Raw genomic sequence first — 17,575 nt, 5'->3', positions numbered from 1 at the left:
ACCGGGCCGAGAGATCAGCATTTATAAATGATTAATTGCATATTTTCCGGCATGTCCCACTTATGGAGTTGATGGAACGCTGGTCCTGCCGCCGGACGGGCTCCTATAGTCGATCTTTATGTCGGACCAGGAAGAATCCGCGAACACCCGCGATCCGTCATCCCAGGTGGGGGCGGACACCCCGAACATCGCCCGCATGTACGACTACTGGCTCGGCGGTAAGGACAACTTCGCCGCCGATCGCCGGAGCGCGGAGGAGATCGTCAAGATCTCCGAGGGGAAGGTCCTGCGAGGCGTGCGTCTCAACCGGGCCTTCCTGGGACGGGCGGTGCGGGCGGCCGCCGAGGCCGGAGTCCGCCAGTTCCTCGATCTGGGCTCGGGCCTGCCGACTCAGGAGAACGTCCACGAGGTCGCCGGCTCCGGTGCGCGGGTGGTCTACGTGGACTACGACCCGGTGGTCGCCAGCCACGCCCATGCGATCCTGGCGAAGTCCGAAACGGTGGGCTTCGTCCAGGCCGACCTACGCAAACCAGCTGAGATCCTCGGCCATCCCACGGTCCGGGAACTCATCGACTTCGACGAGCCGGTCGCGTTCATGTTCGTCTCCGTGCTGCACTTCGTCGACGACGGCGAGGACCCGCACGGCATCGTCGCCCGGTTCCGCGACGCCGCCGCACCGGGAAGCCACTTGATCCTCTCCCATCTGTCGAGGGACGGCTTCCCGCAGAAGATGGCCCAGACCGAACAGGTCTACCAGGGCGCCAGCGCCCGGCTCGGCGCGCGTACCCATGCGGAGATCCTCGGGTTCTTCGACGGCTTCGAACTCTCCGAACCCGGCCTGGTCGGCCCCACCGAATGGCGTCCCGGCGACGGGCCACCCGGCACCGAGAAGTTCGCCGGCCTGGTCGGCATGGGAGTCAGACCCTGACCGACGGCCTGGACGGGGAGGCGGCGAGGTCGGCGTAGGGTCAAATGTTCGTCGGGAAACGCAGGGATAGGCCCACCGGGCACGCGGGTAGGACAGCGCCGTGAAGGGCGAATCGAACACCACGGGACCGCGCGTTCCGCCCTCGGTCCCGACCGGCGTCCGGCCGGTCCGGGCCGGCCTCGGCAGACCACCGCGCTGAGCGTGATGAGTCATGCCACCAGGTTTCCGGCGAGTCGCCGACCGGCTGACCGACGCCGCCCCGGGCTGGCTGGTGGAGACGGTACGGCCGGCGCCGGCGGCGCTCCGCTGGGGGCCGATGCTGCGCATGGCCGTGGTCGTGACCGCCCCGCTGCTCATGGGGCTCGCCGCCGGGCGGATCTCGCTCGGCATCCTTCCGGCCATGGGCGCCATGGCCACCTCCATGGCCGACCGGGGCGGGTCCTACCGGGCCAGGATCATCATGATGAGCGCGGCCGGCCTGGCCGGAGCGCTGGGCTACGCCGTAGGCGCCCTGGCCCGGGGCCACGGCTGGTGGACGGTGCTGGTCGTGGTGGCCGTCTCGGTGGTGTCCGCCCTGATCAGCGCCGCCGGGGCCGCGGGGTCGGCGGCCGGGCTCCAACTGCTCGTGATGATCATACTGGGCACCGGCATACCGCTCCCGGGACCACCCGCCATGAACGCGCTGAGCTTCCTGCTGGGCACGCTGCTGGCTCTCGTGCTGGCTCTGGCCCGCTGGCCGCTGCATCCCCGGGAGGCGGAGGAGGCCGCGGTGATCGCGGTCTACCGGCTCCTCGGCCTGCTGTTCACCGAGCGTGACCGGGAGACCGTGGCGGCGTTCGACGGCGCCCTCCGCAACGGTTACGCCACCGTGCTCGGTGCCCGGTCCGCGGCGATGGGAAAGGACGCCGCGCGGACCCGCCTGGTGGCCCTGCTGAACCAGGCCTCGCTGATCCGCAACGCGCTGCTCTCGCTCTGCCAGGAGGGGCGCGACCCGCCCCGGGACCTGCGGTTCACCGTCGACGAGATCGTCGACTCACTCGCCGGTGGGCGCGAGCCGTCGGTGCCGGAGCGCGAGTGCGACTCACCCGCCCTGTGCGCCCTCCACTACGCCGTGCGGGGTGCCGCCGAGCTGGCCTCCGGCGGCGACGTCGCCGGAGAGCAGCTGCCCTACGAACCGGTCGGGCGGCGCCAGCGACTCCGGTCGATCTGGGAGAAGGTGTGGTACGGGCACCTCGCCCGCGTCTACGTCATCCGGCTCGCGCTGTGCATGGGCGTCGCCAGCGCGGTGAGCCTGGCCGGCTGGTTCGAGCGGTCCTACTGGGTGATGCTGACCGTCGCGCTGATCCTCAAGCCCGACTTCGGTTCGGTGTTCGCGCGTGCCGTACAGCGCGCGCTCGGAACGTTCGTGGGCATACTGATCGGCACCGTCGTCCTCCTCGTGGTGCCGTACGGCCCGGCGCTGCTGATCCCGCTCGCCGCCTTCGCGGCGCTCCTGCCGTACGGCCTGCAACGCAACTGGGGCCTGATGTCGACCTTCCAGGCGCCGCTGGTCCTGCTCCTGGTGGACCTGCTGACCCAGGGGGGCCCGAAGCTGGCCGAGGTGCGGCTGGTGGACACCGTGGCCGGGTGCGTCATCGTCCTGCTGCTGGGCTACCTGCCGTGGCCGACGAGCTGGGAGGCTCCGGTCGGGCCGAGGTTCGCCGACGCGGTGTCGGCCGCCGCGGACTACCTCCGGCACGCGTTCGACCTGCGGTACGGCCAGAGGGCGCTGCTCCGTCGCAAGGCCTATGACGCTCTGGCCGACATGCGGACGGTCTTCCAGCGGGCGGTGACCGAACCGCCCGCGATCAGCCGGCGCGTCACCACCTGGCTGCCCGCGATGACCGCACTGGAACAGGTGGCCGACGCGACCGCCACGACCGTCGCGCGCACCGAACACGGTGCCTCGCCGCCGTCGGAGGAGGGCGTCCGGGCCCTGGTGACGGCCTTGGAGGACATCGCCGCCGACGTCCGCGAGGGGCACTCCCCGGCGGAGCCCGAACTCACCGACGAGGAGAGCCTGGAGCAGGTGAACTCCGCCGTCCGGGGGCTGCGCGACACCGTCTCGGACGAGCGCACCGACACCGGTGGGAGAGCGGAAACGCCGTAGACCGCGAACATCCGCCGCGCGTGATCCCGTGTCGGAGTCATGGACGTCTAATTTGGCACATTGGTCGCTCTGACGGCATCATCCTCTCCTACCACCGTCCATCGGACGGAGGGCGTCCCGGCTCGACACGCCATGACCGGCGCCCCACATCCCCCGGAGAAGGAGAACTGTGACGGCTGCGTCCCGTGGGATTCGGCGTCATGATGTACTCCGATCCCTGGTCGCCGTGTTCACCGCAGTGATCCTGTGCACCTGCCTGGCGTCGGCGGGTCAGGCCGAGCCCAAGCCCAGCGCCAAGCAGCTCCGCAAGGAGCTCGCGCAGTTGCAGAAGCAGTCCGAAACCATGATCGCCGACTACTACGCCGGCCGGGTCGAACTGCAGAAGGTGGAGAGGACCGAGAAGGTGGCGCGCGGCAACCTGAAGCGCGCCCAACTGGAGTTCGACCAGGCCGCCAAGGAGATCCGTCTGCTGGCTGCCGAGCAGTACCGCACCGGTGGCCTGAACGCGACCTCCGCGCTGACCGGAACCGTCGATCCCCGGGATCTGCTGGGCGGCCTGGCGCTGACACAGCAGATCATGAGCGAACAGGACGCCAGGCTGCAGGTGTTCGCGAAGATCCGCGACTCCCACAAGGGAGCGGAGCGGACGGCCGAGGCACGCGCCGCGGAGCTCCGCGCCTCGCTGAAGAAGCTCGACGGACAGAAGAAGCGCGCCGAGAAGCTGATCGGCCAGATCAAGGACAGGATCGACCGGCTCTACCCCACTCCCGGGATCAGGAGGGCCGACGGCACCTGGGTTCCCCAGCTGCCGTCGGGACCGGACAACATCACGCCGCGGATGCGGCTGGTCCGCCAGCTCGTCGCGCAGCGCTTCGGCCCGCACTTCGGGATCGGCTGCTACCGTTCCGACGGCGGCATCGCAGGCGGTGGCGAGCACCCTCTGGGCCGTGCCTGCGACTTCATGCTCAGCACCGGCGGAGGCATGCCCTCCGCCGCCGAGACCGCGCGTGGCCACCAGATCGCGGCCTGGGCCATCAAGAACGCCCAGCGGCTCGGCATCATGTACATCATCTTCCGCCAGCGGATCTGGCACGTCCGCACCGGCGCCTGGCGGACGATGTCCGACCGCGGCGGCACCACGGCCAACCATTTCGACCACCCGCACATCTCGGTCTACTAGCGCCCTGGCGGCCCGACCTGAGGTGCCCCGCGTCTTCCGGACCGCTGCTCGACGGTTGACGCACACCTGCGAGCCGCCGGCTCACGATCCCGATCTTCGGGGCCGCCGTCCGGAAGGCTCGGGGCACCTCGGCACCGGCCACGCCGGCCGCCACACCCGCTGACGCGATCGCTCTCCGAATGACACGCTGCGATCGTGCGGCAGGTCACTCATATGGGAGACCGAGTTGGGCGCGCAACTCCGACTGATCGAAGTAGAGGCGCAGGCTCATGATGAACCCGTTCTCAATCGTGCAGACATAGCAGCAGCGTATCGACACGGGGCGACCCGTCGCCGTGATCACCTGCCCATCGGGCAACACGTACGGTCCCTTGTGGGTGCCCACCATCACCAGTTCGTCGATGGTCACGTCATCGACGTCGAACGACTCCATGACCACCGCGCGAATGTCCGGAAAGGCTTCCCAGAACTGTTCCAGGTATGAGGCGAGTTCTTCGGTCCCTTGGGACAGTCCTTCCGGGGTGACGGTCACCCCGATCGGGCTGACGGTGCGTAGCAGCGCGTCTATGTCATGTTCGTTGAACGCGGCGGTGTATTTGTCACGCACTTCCCGGGCATCGGTCATGGTGCGCCTCCTCCGCGCGAGTGGATGCATGCGACGCGGCTTTTGCCCCCTCCGACCGGCCGCCGCCCAGGCGGATGCCTCCTGTGCAGATCGCCACGACGACCGAGGCGAATACCTCGCGGAACTTGCTAATCCCGAGCATATGACCAGGGTGGTCCGTCACCCCCAGCGCATCCGTCGGCCATCCGTACCGCCGGGGGTCTCGGTGGTCCTGTCGAAGAATCCAACACATACGGCTTTGAACCGCGGTGACGCAGGGGCCGGTGTCGGGGCCTGAGGTCGTCACCGCTGCGTTCTGTTCAGGCCTGGATCGGGAACCGGACGATCCGGCGGGCCGGGGCGCTGAGGAGGTGCGCCCGATCCGCGACGAGACCGAGCGGCGGGTGCGCGCCCTGCTCGCCGACCTCGATGTGCCTGCGGACCCATGAGGGATCCCGCGACCCGAGCATAGATAGATGTATGTCAATATAGATGAGAGTCGACTTCGATGGACTTCTATATGAGGGGAGGGGGCCCGGTGGAGCCCCTGGAACTTCTGGAGTGCAGCCCGCCGCTGACCCGCGAGCCGCTGAACGCCGAGCAGGCCGCCGCCGTGGCGCGGGTGTTCAAGGCCCTGGGCGACCCGGTACGGCTGCGCATCCTGTCGATCGTGGCCAGCCACGCCGGCGGCGAGGTGTGCGTGTGCGACATCACCGGCGCCTTCGAGGTGTCCCAGCCGACGATCAGCCACCACCTCAAGGTCCTCAAGGAGGTCGGACTGCTGGTCTCCGAGCGACGTGCCTCCTGGGTCTACTACCGCCTGGCCCCGGAGACGTTGTCGGAGCTGTCGGCCCTGCTGAACATCCCCGCCACGGTCTGACCCGCCCTGAAGGAAGATCAAGGAAGATCCATGTCCGCACGTACCCGTGCTCCCGCTCCCGCCGCTGCGGCAGAGACGGGTGTGATCGGCAAGCTCTCCACGCTGGATCGGTTCCTGCCGGTCTGGATCGGCGTCGCCATGGCGGCCGGGCTGCTGCTGGGCCGCCAGGTGCCCGGCCTGAGCGCCGCCCTGGACGCGGTCCGCGTCGGCGACGTCTCGCTGCCGATCGCCCTGGGCCTGCTGCTGATGATGTATCCGGTGCTGGCCAAGGTCCGCTACGACCGGCTGGACACCGTCACCGGCGACCGGCGGCTGCTGATCTCCTCCCTGGCGCTCAACTGGGTCGTCGGCCCCGCGCTGATGTTCGCCCTGGCCTGGCTGCTCCTGCCTGACCTGCCCGAGTACCGCACCGGCCTCATCATCGTGGGCCTGGCCCGGTGCATCGCCATGGTGCTCATCTGGAACGACCTGGCCTGCGGCAGCCGCGAGGCCGCCGCCGTCCTGGTCGCCGTCAACTCGATCTTCCAGGTGATCGCCTTCGGCGCGCTGGGCTGGTTCTACCTGCAGGTCCTGCCCGGCTGGCTGGGCCTGTCGCAGGCGGTGTTGGCGGTCTCGGCCTGGGACATCGCCCAGTACGTGCTGATCTTCCTCGGCATCCCCCTGCTGGCCGGCTACGCCTCGCGCAAGCTGGGCGAGCGATCCAAGGGCCGTGACTGGTACGAGAGCCGATTCCTGCCCAAGATCGGACCCATGGCGCTGTACGGCCTGCTGTTCACCATCGTCATCCTGTTCGCCCTCCAGGGCGAGGTCATCACCTCCCGGCCCGGCGACGTCGCCCGGATCGCGCTGCCGCTGCTGGCCTACTTCTTCCTCATGTGGGGCGGCTCCTTCCTGGCCGGACGCGCGATCGGCCTGCCGTATGACAGAACCACGACGCTGGCCTTCACCGCGGCCGGCAACAACTTCGAGCTCGCCATCGCCGTCTCGGTCGGCGTGTTCGGCGTCACCTCCGGCCAGGCCCTCGCGGGAGCGGTCGGCCCGCTCATCGAGGTGCCCGTCCTGGTCGCCCTGGTCTATGTCAGCCTGGCCGGCCGCCGCCTGTTCACCAAGGAGCCCGCTCGTGCCTGAGAACGCCTCCGGCAAGCCCAGCGTCCTGTTCGTCTGCGTGCACAATGCCGGACGCTCCCAGATGGCCGCCGGCTGGCTCACCCGGCTGGCCGGCGACCGGATCGAGGTCCGTTCGGCGGGTTCCGCCCCCGCCGAGACGATCAACCCGGTCGCCGTCGAGGCCATGGCCGAGGCCGGCGTCGACATCACCGGCGCCCAGCCCCAGGTCCTGACCACCGAGGCCGTGCAGGCCTCCGACGTGGTCATCACCATGGGCTGCGGGGACGCTTGCCCGATCTTCCCGGGCAAGCGGTATGAGGACTGGAAACTGGATGATCCGGCCGGGCAGGGCATCGAGGCCGTCCGGCCGATCCGCGACGAGATCCGCGACCGGATCGAGACGCTGATCGCCGAACTCGACGCCCGGTAACCCGACCCTGCCGATGCCGATGCCGATGCCGATCACGGCCAAGCCGTGCGCGGCGTGGCGGCGGTTGTACGAGACGATCACAGCGGCCCGCAACGGCACCCCGGCACGGCGCCCGGCCTGATCCAAGGCGGTCGGCAGGGCGTGGACCGGGCCTCCCGCCCGGCCCGCCGCCGGGGACCGGGCGGGCACGCTCAAACGCTCGCGGACGCGGCCAGCGGGGTGAACAGCGCACCCAGGCGGGCGACGGCGGCGGGGACGATCCAGTAGTAGACCCAGGTGCCGCGCCGTTCGGAGCCGATCAGGCCGGCGGTGCGCAGCACTTTCAGGTGGTGGGAGATGGTGGGAGCGGTCAGGTCGAAGCCGGGAGTCAGGTCGCACACGCACGCCTCACCGCCCGCATGCGAGCCGATCATCGACAGCAGGCGCAGCCGGACCGGGTCGGCGACCGCCTTGAGCATCACCGCCAGCTCGGTCGCGTCATCCTCACTCAGAGGTTCGCGGGCGATCGGCGCGCAGCACCGGGTCGTGACGGCGGACATGCGACAACCCCTTACTTCGAAATCTATCTAAATGATAGGCGATGGTAGACCAGCAGTGCGACCGCGGCGACCACGCAGGCGAGGGCCACCGCTGCCATGACCCACTCATATCCGGCCGCTTGCGCGAGCGCGACCGCTCCCAGCGGGGCCAGGGCCTTGTCGGCGACGGAGAAGACGGCGATACGGCCCGACAACGAGGCATACGCCGCCGTGCCGTACCTCTCGACCAGCAGATGCGGCAGGGTGATGGAGGCGATGCCGAATCCGAGCCCGAATCCCAGCACGCAGCCGACGGCGCCCGGCACCGTCCGCCCGGCCAGAGGCAGCAGCGCGGCGGCGACGCCCTGCAGGGTGAAGATCGACGCTGCGATGAGCGCGGTGGGCATACGGCGTTGCAGGCCGGTGGTGAGCAGCCGTCCGGTCACCGACAGCACGCCCAGCAGTCCGGCCAGCGTGGCGGCCAGGACGGGTGAGTGTCCCAGGTGGATGAGGTAGGTGATGAGCAGGACCGCCATCACGGCCGCCGCACCGCTGCTGGCGGTGAAGGCGATCACCAATGACCAGAACGGCCGCCGGCGGGTGGCGGCTCTGACGATCCCGGCCCGCTCGTCGGCGGTGACGGGCTGATGCCTGGTGCGGGCGGGGCGGCGCACGACGAGCGCGTGCAGCGGGATGGCGGCCACGCCGTAGATGAGGGCCAGGACCACCAAGGCGTGGCGCCAGCCGTAGGAGTCCACCAGCAGCCCGGTCAGCGGAAGGAAGATCGAGGAGGCGAATCCGGCGACGACGGTGAGCGCGAGCAGCGCATTGGCCCGGCCGCGCCCGTGGACGGGGCCGTCGAACCAGCTCACGATGACGGCGAAGGCGCTCTCGTACAGCACCATCGCACACGCGATCCCGATCGCGATGAAGACCCCGTACAGCTGGGGCAGGCTCTCCACCCGTGACCAGGCCAGCACGGCGCCCGCGCCGAGGATCGACCCGGCGGTCATCAGGCCTCGGCCGCCGTGGGCGTCCAGCCGGCGGCCCACCAGCGGGGCACACAGCGCGGCGATCAGGATCGAGCCGGTGAGCGCGGCGGCGATCTGGGTGCCGCTCGCATGCAGGTCGCGGGTCATGGGGGTGAGGAAGACGGAGAAGGCGTAGTAGAGCACGCCGTAGCCGATGGTCTGGGTGACGGCCAGCGCGGCGACGATCCGCCAGCCGCGAGGGGAACGTGACGGAGCGCCGCCCCTGGTGCCGGGGGCAGCGCTCTCTGCGGTGGAGTTCACTCGCACGTCCTATCCCTCTTACATTTCGGTTCCCTTTCTCAGCCGCAGCAACCGCCCCCGGCGCCGGCCGTCACCAGGGGCAGCGGGGTGGTCAGGAGGCCACCGCTGATGCCGGTGGCCAGGCCGATACGGGCCTCCTGGGCCTCGGCCAGACCGGAGGAGCACACGCCGGTCTCGGGCAGGTCGAGCTGGACGGCACGGGCCGCGTCCCAGTCGCCGGCCAGGGCGGCGACCACCGAGCGGACCTGCTCATATCCGGTGGCCATCAGGAACGTGGGGGCGCGGCCGTAGCTCTTGACGCCGACGGCGTAGTAGCCGGACTCGGGATGCGCGAGTTCGTCCACGCCGTGCGCGGGGACGGTGCCGCAGGAATGCCGGTTGGGGTCGATCAGCGGCGCCAGGGCGCGGGTGGAGCCGAGAATCGGATCCAGGTCCAGGCGCAGCTCGGAGGCGATGGAATGATCGGGCCGGTAGCCGGTGGCCGACACGATCCGATCGACCGTGACGCTCTGTTCCGCGCCGGACGGGTCGCGGCTGATCACTTCGACGCCGTGGCCGGTGAGGGTGACCCGATGGGTGTGGAAACCGGTGACCAGGGTGATGCGACCGGACTCGACGTGCGCCCGCAGTCGGGTGCCGATCGCGCCGCGAGCCGGGAGGGCGTCCGCGCCGCCGCCGCCGTAGGTACGGCCGGCATCGGTGGCGCGGATCGCCCAGGTGATCTGCGTGTCCTCCAGCTCGGCCAGGGTGAGCAGGGTGGTGGCCGCCGAATGACCGGCGCCGACGACAAGAGTGTGCTGGCCCTTATAGCTGTCGCGGTCGGCGCCCGACACGTCAGGCAGCGCGTGATCGATGAACGACGTGGCGTCGGTCTCGCCGTAGGCGGGCAGGCCACCCGCGCCCAGGACGCTGGGCGTGTTGTAGGTGCCGGAGGCGTCGACGACCGCCCTGGCCTGCAGTTCCTCGCCACCCGAAAGACGCAGCAGGAAGGGGGCCTCCTCACGGCCGGTGGTACGCACCCGGTCGTAGCCCAGACGGCTGATCGCGGTCACCTTCGCCCCAAGGTGCAGCCGGGACGCGACGGCCGGGTGCTCGGCCAGCGGGGCGAGGTAGTTCTCGACCAGTTCGGCGCCGGTGGGCAGCCAGTCGGCATCGGGGGCGCTCCAGCCGTCGGCCTCCAGCAGGTGGCGGGCGGCGCCGTCGATGTTGTAGCGCCACGGGCTGAAGACCCGCACGTGGCCCCACTGCGCCACCGACGCGCCGACCTGCTGCCCGGCCTCGACCACCACGAAGTCCAGGCCACGCTCGGCCAGGTGCGCGGCAGCGGCCAGACCGACCGGGCCCGCGCCGATCACCACCACGGGCAACGCACCCACCTCGGGGCGCGAGGCGATCCGCTCGATCTCGACTGTCGTGGGGCCGGTGGGGCCGCAGCATCCGTTACTCATGATTACCTCTCCGGAGATTTCGTCGCAGCTCGGCGAAACAGCAGGGTGGCGGTGCGGGCGCGGTCCACGGCGGCACTCACACGGCAGCTCGTGTCACCGGCCTCGCCGAAGGCGACATCTGTAGCGAAGCGGAACAGGGTAAGCACCACACACCCCTTATTTAGAAGGATGTCGAATCAGTAAGTAGATTGCCCTGCTGATTAGAGGAATGTCAAATCAAGCGACTGTCGGAACGCCGGGGGTGCCACGCCGGCACCGGTGACCACGCCGTCGCCCTCGACGGCCCGCAGGTCGCCAAAACACGATCGTCCGGTCTTGAAGCGCATGGCGCAGCTCTTGCCGGCACTCCAAATAACCAGGCGGCGGAGTGTGACGCCCGAGGTCGGTCGGGGTCAGCCGCGGGTGGGCGCGCTCTGGTCCAGGCGGGCGTGGAGGGTGGCGGCGAAGTCCTCGGCGCGTTCCAGCTGGGTCCGCAGGTCCGTGATCCGGTCGAGAGCTGTGCGCTCGTAGCCGCGTATGCGCTCCAGGAGCCGATCGCGTTCGTCGGATGCGAGGCGGTCGGGATGGTCGAGCCGGTCGGTGGCCTCCAGCAGGTCGCCCATCTGCTCCAGGGTGAAGCCGAGCGGCTTCATCCGGCGGATGACCATGAGGCGGGCGACGTCGCGTTCGGTGTAGAGGCGGAAGCCGCCCTGGGAGCGGGCCGAAGGGATGACGAGCCCGACGTCCTCATAGTGCCGGATCGTCCGCAGGGACAACTCGGTGCGGGCGGCGACCTCGCCGATCTGCATGTGCCCGGCCTGCATGCCCGAAGCCTCCACGCCTGATGCCCCTTGTCCTTGTCGCCGGTCGGCCTGCCGGGGCGACCCCCGGGAAAATCTCTACTCTAACGTTAGGGTAGAGTCAGCATGCGTTGACAGCGGCCCGTGTTGCGCCGCCTGCTCACCGGTGCGGGTGCGAACCCACGCCGGCCCGCGCTGCGGCCGATGACGGCCCGGCGAAGAGCACCGATGCCGAGCAGGAGTCCAGCGTGCGCACCTTGATGACGGCAGGCGCCGCTGCCGGCCCGCCGTGATGTTCGGCCCGCGCCGAGGGGGCCGGCTCTCTCAAGCTTCCGCCCGTGCGAGCGGGTGATCTGCGGGCAGCCGCCTTGGTTGTCCGTGTGTCCTCGTGTGTCCCGCCTTCGCGTGGGGACGCGCCCGAGCACGACAGGTTCGTTTCCTCTTGCAGACTTCCGCACTGTCGCCGGCCGCGCGCCTGCGTGGTTTCCGCCCGTCCTGGCTGTCGCCGAAGGTTGCCCGCACCGAGGTGCTGGCCGGCCTGGTCGTCGCCCTGGCCCTGATCCCCGAGGCGATCTCGTTTTCCATCATCGCCGGGGTCGACCCGAGTGTCGGGCTGTTCGCCTCCTTCACCATGGCCGTCACCATCGCCATCGTCGGCGGCCGCCCGGCGATGATCTCAGCGGCGACCGGGGCGGTCGCCCTGGTCATCGCCCCCCTCAACCGCGAACACGGCCTGAGTCACCTCGCCGCCGCGGTCATCCTCGGCGGTCTCTTCCAGGTGATCCTCGGCTCGCTCGGGGTGGCCAAGCTGATGCGGTTCGTGCCGCGCTCGGTGATGGTCGGGTTCGTCAACGCCCTGGCGATCCTCATCTTCGCCGCGCAGATCCCGGAGATGGAGAACGTCCCCTGGGGGGTCTACCCGCTGGTGGCCGGCGGCCTGGCCCTGATGGTGTTCTTCCCGAGGATCACCAGAGCGGTTCCCGCGCCACTGGTGTCCATCGCGATCCTGACCGTCATCACGGTGGCCGCCGGGATCGCCGTCCCGACCGTCGGTGACAAGGGTGCGCTGCCGTCCTCGCTGCCGGTTCCGGGCCTGCCCGATGTGCCCTTCACCCTGGACACCCTGAAGCTCATCGCCCCCTACGCGCTGGCGATGGCACTGGTCGGGCTGATGGAGTCGCTGATGACGGCCAAACTCGTCGACGACCTCACCGACACCCACTCCGACAAGACCCGTGAGTCGATCGGCCAAGGCATCGCCAACATCGTCACCGGCCTGTTCGGCGGCATGGGCGGCTGCGCGATGATCGGCCAGACGATGATCAACGTGAAGAACGGCGCCCGTACCCGGCTGTCGACGTTCCTGGCCGGGGTGTTCCTGATGGTGTTGTGCATCGTGTTCGGGCCGGTCGTCTCGCAGATCCCGATGGCGGCGCTGGTCGCGGTGATGGTCCTGGTCGCGTTCGGCACCTTCGACTGGCACTCCATCGCCCCCGCCACGCTCAAGCGGATGCCCGCCGGGGAGATCACCGTCATGGTCGTCACCGTCGCCGCCGTCATCGCCACCCACAACCTGGCCATCGGCGTCGTCCTCGGCTCCCTCACCGCCATGGTCATCTTCGCCAGGCGCGTCGCCCACCTCGTCAACGTCACCGCCGTCACCGACCCCGAGGGCGGTCACGTGGTCTATGCGGTCACCGGTGAGCTGTTCTTCGCCTCCAGCAACGATCTCGTCTCCCGGTTCGACTACGCCACCGATCCCGATCGGGTGATCATCGACCTGGCCGGCGCTCACATCTGGGACGCCTCCTCTGTCGCCGCCCTGGACGCCGTCACCACCAAGTACGAAGCCCGCGGCAAGACGGTGGAGATCATCGGCCTCAACGCCCACAGCGCCAAGATGCACGACACCCTCAGCGGCGAACTCACCGGCAGCCACTGAACCGGTCGTGATCATCACGGACGTGCCGCGTCCGGTTCGGGCAGCGGCGCGGTCGGAGCGCCCCTGCCCGGCCCGGCAGGATCCACCGGCGGGCGGGTGCCGGGTCTCTCGTGATCGATCGTCCGGGTCCGCCGGGCACCGAAACGGTCAGCGGGGGCCGGTGAGGCGGACGTCGCCCTTCGTGGACAGGACGAAGACCTGCCAGTTGTAGTAAGCGTAGAAACTGCGGGAATCGCGCTTGATCTGGCGGGCGTGCGCCAGGACGGCGTCCACGTACCGGCTGTCGTGGTTGTAGGCGAACACCGCACGACGGTAGTCCCGGGGCGCCCCCGACGCCTTGAGATAGTTGGCCGCGCCGAGCACCGCGTCGCGCGCGTTGTGAACGTCCCCGCCCAGTCCGTACTGCCGCCAGGTGCCCGGCATGAACTGCATGGCACCCTGCGCTCCGGCGGAGCTCGCCGACCTGACCCGGCCGAACTTCGTCTCCACGAGCATGATCGCCGCGAGGACCTCCCATTCGACACCGAACCGCTTCTCGGCACGCACCATGTAGTCACGCAGCCGCTTGGCGGGCAGCGGCTCCACCAGGCGCATCCGCTTGCGCTGCGCCGCGCTGATCGGACGGGCCAGGGACAGCAGCTTCCCGATGGCGGTGACGTTGTCGCGGGCCTCGGCGGCCGTCGGTCCGGGCAACCGCCGGATGGTCCCCTGGGCCAGCGCCGTACTGCGGGCCATCGCCCGGTAGATGCGCTGCTGGTGGAGCGCGAGCAGCACCACGTCCTGCGGCGGCCGTTCCTGTGATCCCTTGGTCCAGCCGTCGATCGCCTCGTTCAACGCGGCGGTCGTCTTCTTCAGGGTGCCGGCCAGCTTCACGGGGTCGGTGGGGATGCGGACACCGGGCGCCGGCGCCTGTGCGGCCTCCGCCTGTGTGGCCTTCGTCTCCGTGGACTTCGCCTGCGGGGAGGGCGCCTGAGTGGCATCGTGGGCGACATTCCGGGCGGACCGCCCCGGTGCCGCCGATCCGTCCGCCGCACCGCCGCACCCCGCGAGGACGATTACCAGGGGCGTCGCGGTCATGACGTGGATCAATCTCATGTTGACCTACCGTATCCCCCGAATCGCCGCGTAGGAGGGCGTTCCCGCACCCGGCTCCGCCGACCCCCGGGAGGTGATCTTGCGTTTGGCGCGGTCAAGGCCAACGACGGCATGCCGTGCTGTTGCGACGTCCGAGGTTGCCACCCAGTGGAAAGGCCCCCGAGGATGGGGCCATGAAGTTCTCGACCGGCCTTGTCGCCGTGGTGGTCGTGGCCATGGTGAGCGGCTGTGGTGTCGTGCGGTCGGAGCCGATGGCCGCCTCGCCGTCGCCGTCGCCCGTTCTCTGCCCGCCTGCCGCCGACTCACCGCCCAGCGGTTGTGTGACGATGCCTTCCTGGGAGCAGCGGCACGCGGAGAACAAGGCGTACCGCCAGCGCGCCCCGATGCCCGAGGAGGGGGCGGCCCAGGCCGAGCCGGTGGCCGAGGCCCTGCGCGTCAGGCTCGCCGGCCTTCGCGAGAAGGCGCTGTACGGGCAGGTCTACGTCGAGGAGGCTGTCAGGGCGGTGGCGCCGGCGAAGACGAACGTCGTCATCCGCCCGGTCGACGCCCGGACCGGAGTCGTGTTCGCGATCGAGATGGCGGGTGGGTGCGTGACCGGATTCCACGACGAGCGTGACTCGGAGGTGGAGGTCGGCAGCTACATCGCCGACGGCGGTTGCCTGACGGCTCCCGGTCACTGATCACGGCCGGACCCGGCCAGCCGGGCGCATCCGGTTTTCCGGCGGGCCGGTTCCCGGGCAGGGATCGTCAGCCCTTGACCGCTCCGGCGGTGAGACCGGAGACGATGTACTTCTGCAGCCAGAGGAAGACCGCGACCGTGGGGACGGCGGTGATCAGCGTGGCCGCCGCGAACATGCCGAAGTTGGCGTTGCGCCCGTCACCGGCGATCATTCCGAACATGCCCACCGCGAGGGTCTTGCTCTCCGGGTCGCGCAGGAAGACGTTGGCGATGATGAACTCGCTCATCGTACTGATGAAGGCGAGCATCCCGGTGACCGCGAGGATCGGCGTCACCAACGGCAGGATGATCCGCCAGAAGATCTGCGTGTGCGTGGCGCCGTCGACCCTCGCGGCCTCGTCGAGTTCCTTCGGGATCGTGTCCAGGAAGCCCTTCATCAGCCAGGTGTTCCCGCCGAGCGCGCCGCCGAGGTAGAGCAACATCAGGCCCCATGCCGCGTTGAAGCCGAAGGCCGGGTAGAGCTCGGTGACCTTCGTGAAGATGATGAAGATCGCCACGATCGCCAGGAACTGCGGGAACATCTGGATCAGCAGCAGCGTCAGCAGGCCCGCCCGGCGGCCCCGAAAACGCATCCGGCTGAAGGCGTAGGCCGCGAACACGCTCAGCAGCAGGCTCGTGAACGAGGCGGACAGCGCGATGAAGACCGAGTTGAGGAACCACCGCGCGAACGGGTAGGTGTCAGAACGGAGCAGGTTGACGAAGTTGTCCAGGCTCGCCCCGGCCGGCAGCAGCTGCGAGGAGGCGAGGGTGCCCAGCGGATTGATCGCCGCCGAGAACACGAACAGAATCGGGAAGAGCGCGAACGCCACCACCATGAGCACCACCAGATGGCGCCAACCGACCTGCCTGAACCAGCGCGTCATGAGTACGTCTCCTCCTGACGGCGGGTCCGCCGGAACGTGATCGCCGAAACGAGGGCCACGAACGCGAAGATGAAGACCGAGATGGCGGCGGCGAAGCCGAACTGGGCCGAACCGGTGCCGAACGCCAACCGGAACGTGTAGGTGATGAGCAGGTCGGTGGCGCCGACCTGAGGGCTGCCCGCCGGGAACGGGCCGCCCTGGGTGGTGAGCTGAATCGCGTTGAAGTTGTTGAAGTTGAACGCGAAGGAGCAGATCAGCAACGGGGAGAGCGCCACCAGCAGCAGTGGCAGCGTCACCTTGCGGAAGGCGCACATCGGTGAGGCGCCGTCGATGCCGGCCGCCTCGGTCAGCTCCCGGGGGATCGCCTGCAACGCACCGGTGGACACCAGGAACATGTAGGGGAAGCCGAGCCAGAGATTGACCAGGATGACCGCGAACCTGGCCGTGGTCGGCTGGCCCAGCCAGTCCAGGTTCAGCCCGAGCATCTGGTTGATCAGGCCGAAGTCCCGGTTGAACATGTCCCGCCAGACCAGCAGCATCGCGAAGGCCGGCATCGCGTACGGCAGGACCAGCGCGACCCGGTAGATCCTCGTGCCCCGCATCCGCGGGTGGTGCAGTGTGAGCGCCACGCCCAGTCCGAGCCCGAACGAGGCGGCCACGGACGCCAGCGCGAAGAGCATGTTCCATCCGAAGACGCCGAGGAAGTAGCCCGAGATGGTCGGGTCGGTGAGGACCCGCGCGAAGTTGGCGAAGCCGACGTCGACCTGCCAGCCCTGGATGAGGTGCCGGCCCGAGGGATCGACGAAGAAGCCCCTGGACCCGTCGGCGACCCAGCGCCGGCCGGTCTCGGTGTCGGTGACGCAGTCACACGCGGCGTCGTAGATCTTCTGAGCCCTGCCCTCGAAGGCCCGGCTCAGGCCGTTGGCCCTGATGGTGCCGCCCGGGGCCGGGACGGAGAAGGCGGAGATCTCCGGCCCGCGTTCGGCCGCCTGCGGAGGGGTCAGGACCGTGTAGCCAGGGGCTTGCGCGACCCTGCCGCCTGGGTCGGCCTTCGCCCCGGGGAGCGGGGCGAGCCCGGCCGCGGTGCCGACCTGGACCTGCCCGGTCCTGGTGTCGGTCAGGAGGAAGACCAGTTTGTCACCCTTGAGCGCGGCGGTGAGGCCGTACTCGGGTGAGCCGGGCACCTGCCGTACCGAGCCGGATTCGATCGCCGCTATCGCAGCCTGCTTGTCCCCGCGATGGCCGTCGCCGAAGTTGGTGAAGGCCGTGGTCATCGTGTAGACGATCGGGAAGACCTGGAAGGCGATCAGGAAGATCGTGCCCGGCACCAGATATTTGGCCGGGACGGCCCGGCGGCTCAGATAGAGACACCCGATGACCCCGGTGACGACGACCAGAACCGCGAGCGCGACCCAGGCCCCCGTGGCGATCAGCGGGGGCGCCGCGTAGAGCAGGATCGCCGCCACGACGCCGAGCACGGCGATCCGGCTCACCACGAAGGCCCTGGACATCTCACGTCGTCCAGGTTCCGGCCCGTGGTTTCCCGTTCCACCGCGCGGCCCCGGTCGTGAAGGGCTCCCGCCCTCCACGGCCGTCGTCGTTTCCGGAGTGGACATCGGCT

The 17,575-nt window shown here is 69.5% G+C and carries 17 protein-coding genes; 8 read left to right on the top strand and 9 right to left on the bottom strand.

Going from position 1 to position 17,575, the window contains the following annotated elements; all coding sequences use genetic code 11:
• The first annotated feature begins 118 nt into the window (after positions 1-118).
• From OHA77_RS02860 to OHA77_RS02850, 3 genes are all read left to right on the top strand, one after another.
• Positions 119-928: an SAM-dependent methyltransferase gene (locus OHA77_RS02860; protein ID WP_406315931.1), complete on the top strand. Its 810-nt coding sequence runs from the start codon at positions 119-121 to the stop codon at positions 926-928.
• A 211-nt stretch (positions 929-1,139) separates the two neighbouring features.
• A complete protein-coding gene (locus OHA77_RS02855) occupies positions 1,140-3,077 on the top strand; it encodes an FUSC family protein (RefSeq protein WP_406315930.1) in 1,938 nt (645 codons plus the stop codon).
• A 226-nt stretch (positions 3,078-3,303) separates the two neighbouring features.
• Entirely contained in the window at positions 3,304-4,257 is a 954-nt protein-coding gene (locus tag OHA77_RS02850; protein ID WP_406315928.1) for a coiled-coil domain-containing protein, read from the top strand.
• Positions 4,258-4,462: 205 nt separating this feature from the next.
• On the opposite strand, the gene OHA77_RS02845 is transcribed toward OHA77_RS02850, so the two are convergent.
• Both OHA77_RS02845 and OHA77_RS02840 read right to left on the bottom strand, forming a co-directional pair.
• Positions 4,463-4,882 carry an ester cyclase gene (locus tag OHA77_RS02845; RefSeq protein ID WP_406315926.1) on the bottom strand — a complete coding sequence of 140 codons (420 nt, stop codon included), beginning with the start codon at positions 4,880-4,882 and terminating at the stop codon, positions 4,463-4,465.
• Positions 4,883-5,181: 299 nt separating this feature from the next.
• The gene (locus tag OHA77_RS02840) at positions 5,182-5,331 is read right to left on the bottom strand and encodes a hypothetical protein (RefSeq protein WP_406315925.1); all 150 of its coding nucleotides are present in this window, start codon (positions 5,329-5,331) and stop codon (positions 5,182-5,184) included.
• Between the two features lie 68 nt (positions 5,332-5,399).
• On the opposite strand from OHA77_RS02840, the gene OHA77_RS02835 reads away from it, so the two are divergent.
• From OHA77_RS02835 to OHA77_RS02825, 3 genes are all read left to right on the top strand, one after another.
• The gene (locus OHA77_RS02835) at positions 5,400-5,741 is read left to right on the top strand and encodes a metalloregulator ArsR/SmtB family transcription factor (RefSeq protein WP_358460924.1); all 342 of its coding nucleotides are present in this window, start codon (positions 5,400-5,402) and stop codon (positions 5,739-5,741) included.
• Between the two features lie 30 nt (positions 5,742-5,771).
• Entirely contained in the window at positions 5,772-6,869 is a 1,098-nt protein-coding gene (gene arsB / locus OHA77_RS02830) for an ACR3 family arsenite efflux transporter (RefSeq protein WP_406315923.1), read from the top strand.
• A 61-nt stretch (positions 6,870-6,930) separates the two neighbouring features.
• Entirely contained in the window at positions 6,931-7,278 is a 348-nt protein-coding gene (locus tag OHA77_RS02825; protein ID WP_406319753.1) for an arsenate reductase ArsC, read from the top strand.
• A 191-nt stretch (positions 7,279-7,469) separates the two neighbouring features.
• On the opposite strand, the gene OHA77_RS02820 is transcribed toward OHA77_RS02825, so the two are convergent.
• From OHA77_RS02820 to OHA77_RS02805, 4 genes are all read right to left on the bottom strand, one after another.
• Positions 7,470-7,817 (bottom strand): metalloregulator ArsR/SmtB family transcription factor, encoded by a 348-nt coding sequence (locus OHA77_RS02820; RefSeq protein WP_406315921.1) that lies wholly within the window; start codon positions 7,815-7,817, stop codon positions 7,470-7,472.
• 23 nt (positions 7,818-7,840) lie between these two features.
• Positions 7,841-9,088 (bottom strand): MFS transporter, encoded by a 1,248-nt coding sequence (locus OHA77_RS02815; protein ID WP_406315920.1) that lies wholly within the window; start codon positions 9,086-9,088, stop codon positions 7,841-7,843.
• Positions 9,089-9,126: 38 nt separating this feature from the next.
• Positions 9,127-10,536, bottom strand: coding sequence for an FAD-dependent oxidoreductase (locus OHA77_RS02810; protein ID WP_406315918.1), 1,410 nt, complete (start codon positions 10,534-10,536; stop codon positions 9,127-9,129).
• A gap of 392 nt (positions 10,537-10,928) precedes the next feature.
• Entirely contained in the window at positions 10,929-11,339 is a 411-nt protein-coding gene (locus tag OHA77_RS02805; RefSeq protein ID WP_406319752.1) for a MerR family transcriptional regulator, read from the bottom strand.
• Positions 11,340-11,772: 433 nt separating this feature from the next.
• Here OHA77_RS02805 and OHA77_RS02800 point away from each other — a divergent pair, with 433 nt between their 5' ends.
• Positions 11,773-13,257, top strand: coding sequence for a SulP family inorganic anion transporter (locus tag OHA77_RS02800; protein ID WP_406319751.1), 1,485 nt, complete (start codon positions 11,773-11,775; stop codon positions 13,255-13,257).
• Between the two features lie 147 nt (positions 13,258-13,404).
• Here OHA77_RS02800 and OHA77_RS02795 read toward each other — a convergent pair whose 3' ends face one another.
• Positions 13,405-14,352: a lytic murein transglycosylase gene (locus OHA77_RS02795; protein ID WP_406315916.1), complete on the bottom strand. Its 948-nt coding sequence runs from the start codon at positions 14,350-14,352 to the stop codon at positions 13,405-13,407.
• A 173-nt stretch (positions 14,353-14,525) separates the two neighbouring features.
• Between OHA77_RS02795 and OHA77_RS02790 the strand changes: the two genes are divergently transcribed.
• Positions 14,526-15,032, top strand: coding sequence for a hypothetical protein (locus OHA77_RS02790; protein WP_406315914.1), 507 nt, complete (start codon positions 14,526-14,528; stop codon positions 15,030-15,032).
• Positions 15,033-15,099: 67 nt separating this feature from the next.
• On the opposite strand, the gene OHA77_RS02785 is transcribed toward OHA77_RS02790, so the two are convergent.
• Positions 15,100-15,954 (bottom strand): sugar ABC transporter permease, encoded by an 855-nt coding sequence (locus OHA77_RS02785; RefSeq protein ID WP_406315913.1) that lies wholly within the window; start codon positions 15,952-15,954, stop codon positions 15,100-15,102.
• The gene (locus OHA77_RS02780; protein ID WP_406315911.1) at positions 15,951-17,570 is read right to left on the bottom strand and encodes an ABC transporter permease subunit; all 1,620 of its coding nucleotides are present in this window, start codon (positions 17,568-17,570) and stop codon (positions 15,951-15,953) included. Before OHA77_RS02780 ends, OHA77_RS02785 begins: the two co-directional genes overlap by 4 nt.
• Between the last annotated feature and the right edge of the window lie 5 nt (positions 17,571-17,575).

Origin of the sequence: Streptosporangium sp. NBC_01639 (genome assembly GCF_045209755.1) — a bacterium.
Lineage (GTDB): Bacteria > Actinomycetota > Actinomycetes > Streptosporangiales > Streptosporangiaceae > Streptosporangium.
This window is presented reverse-complemented; position numbering and strand designations above follow the sequence as displayed.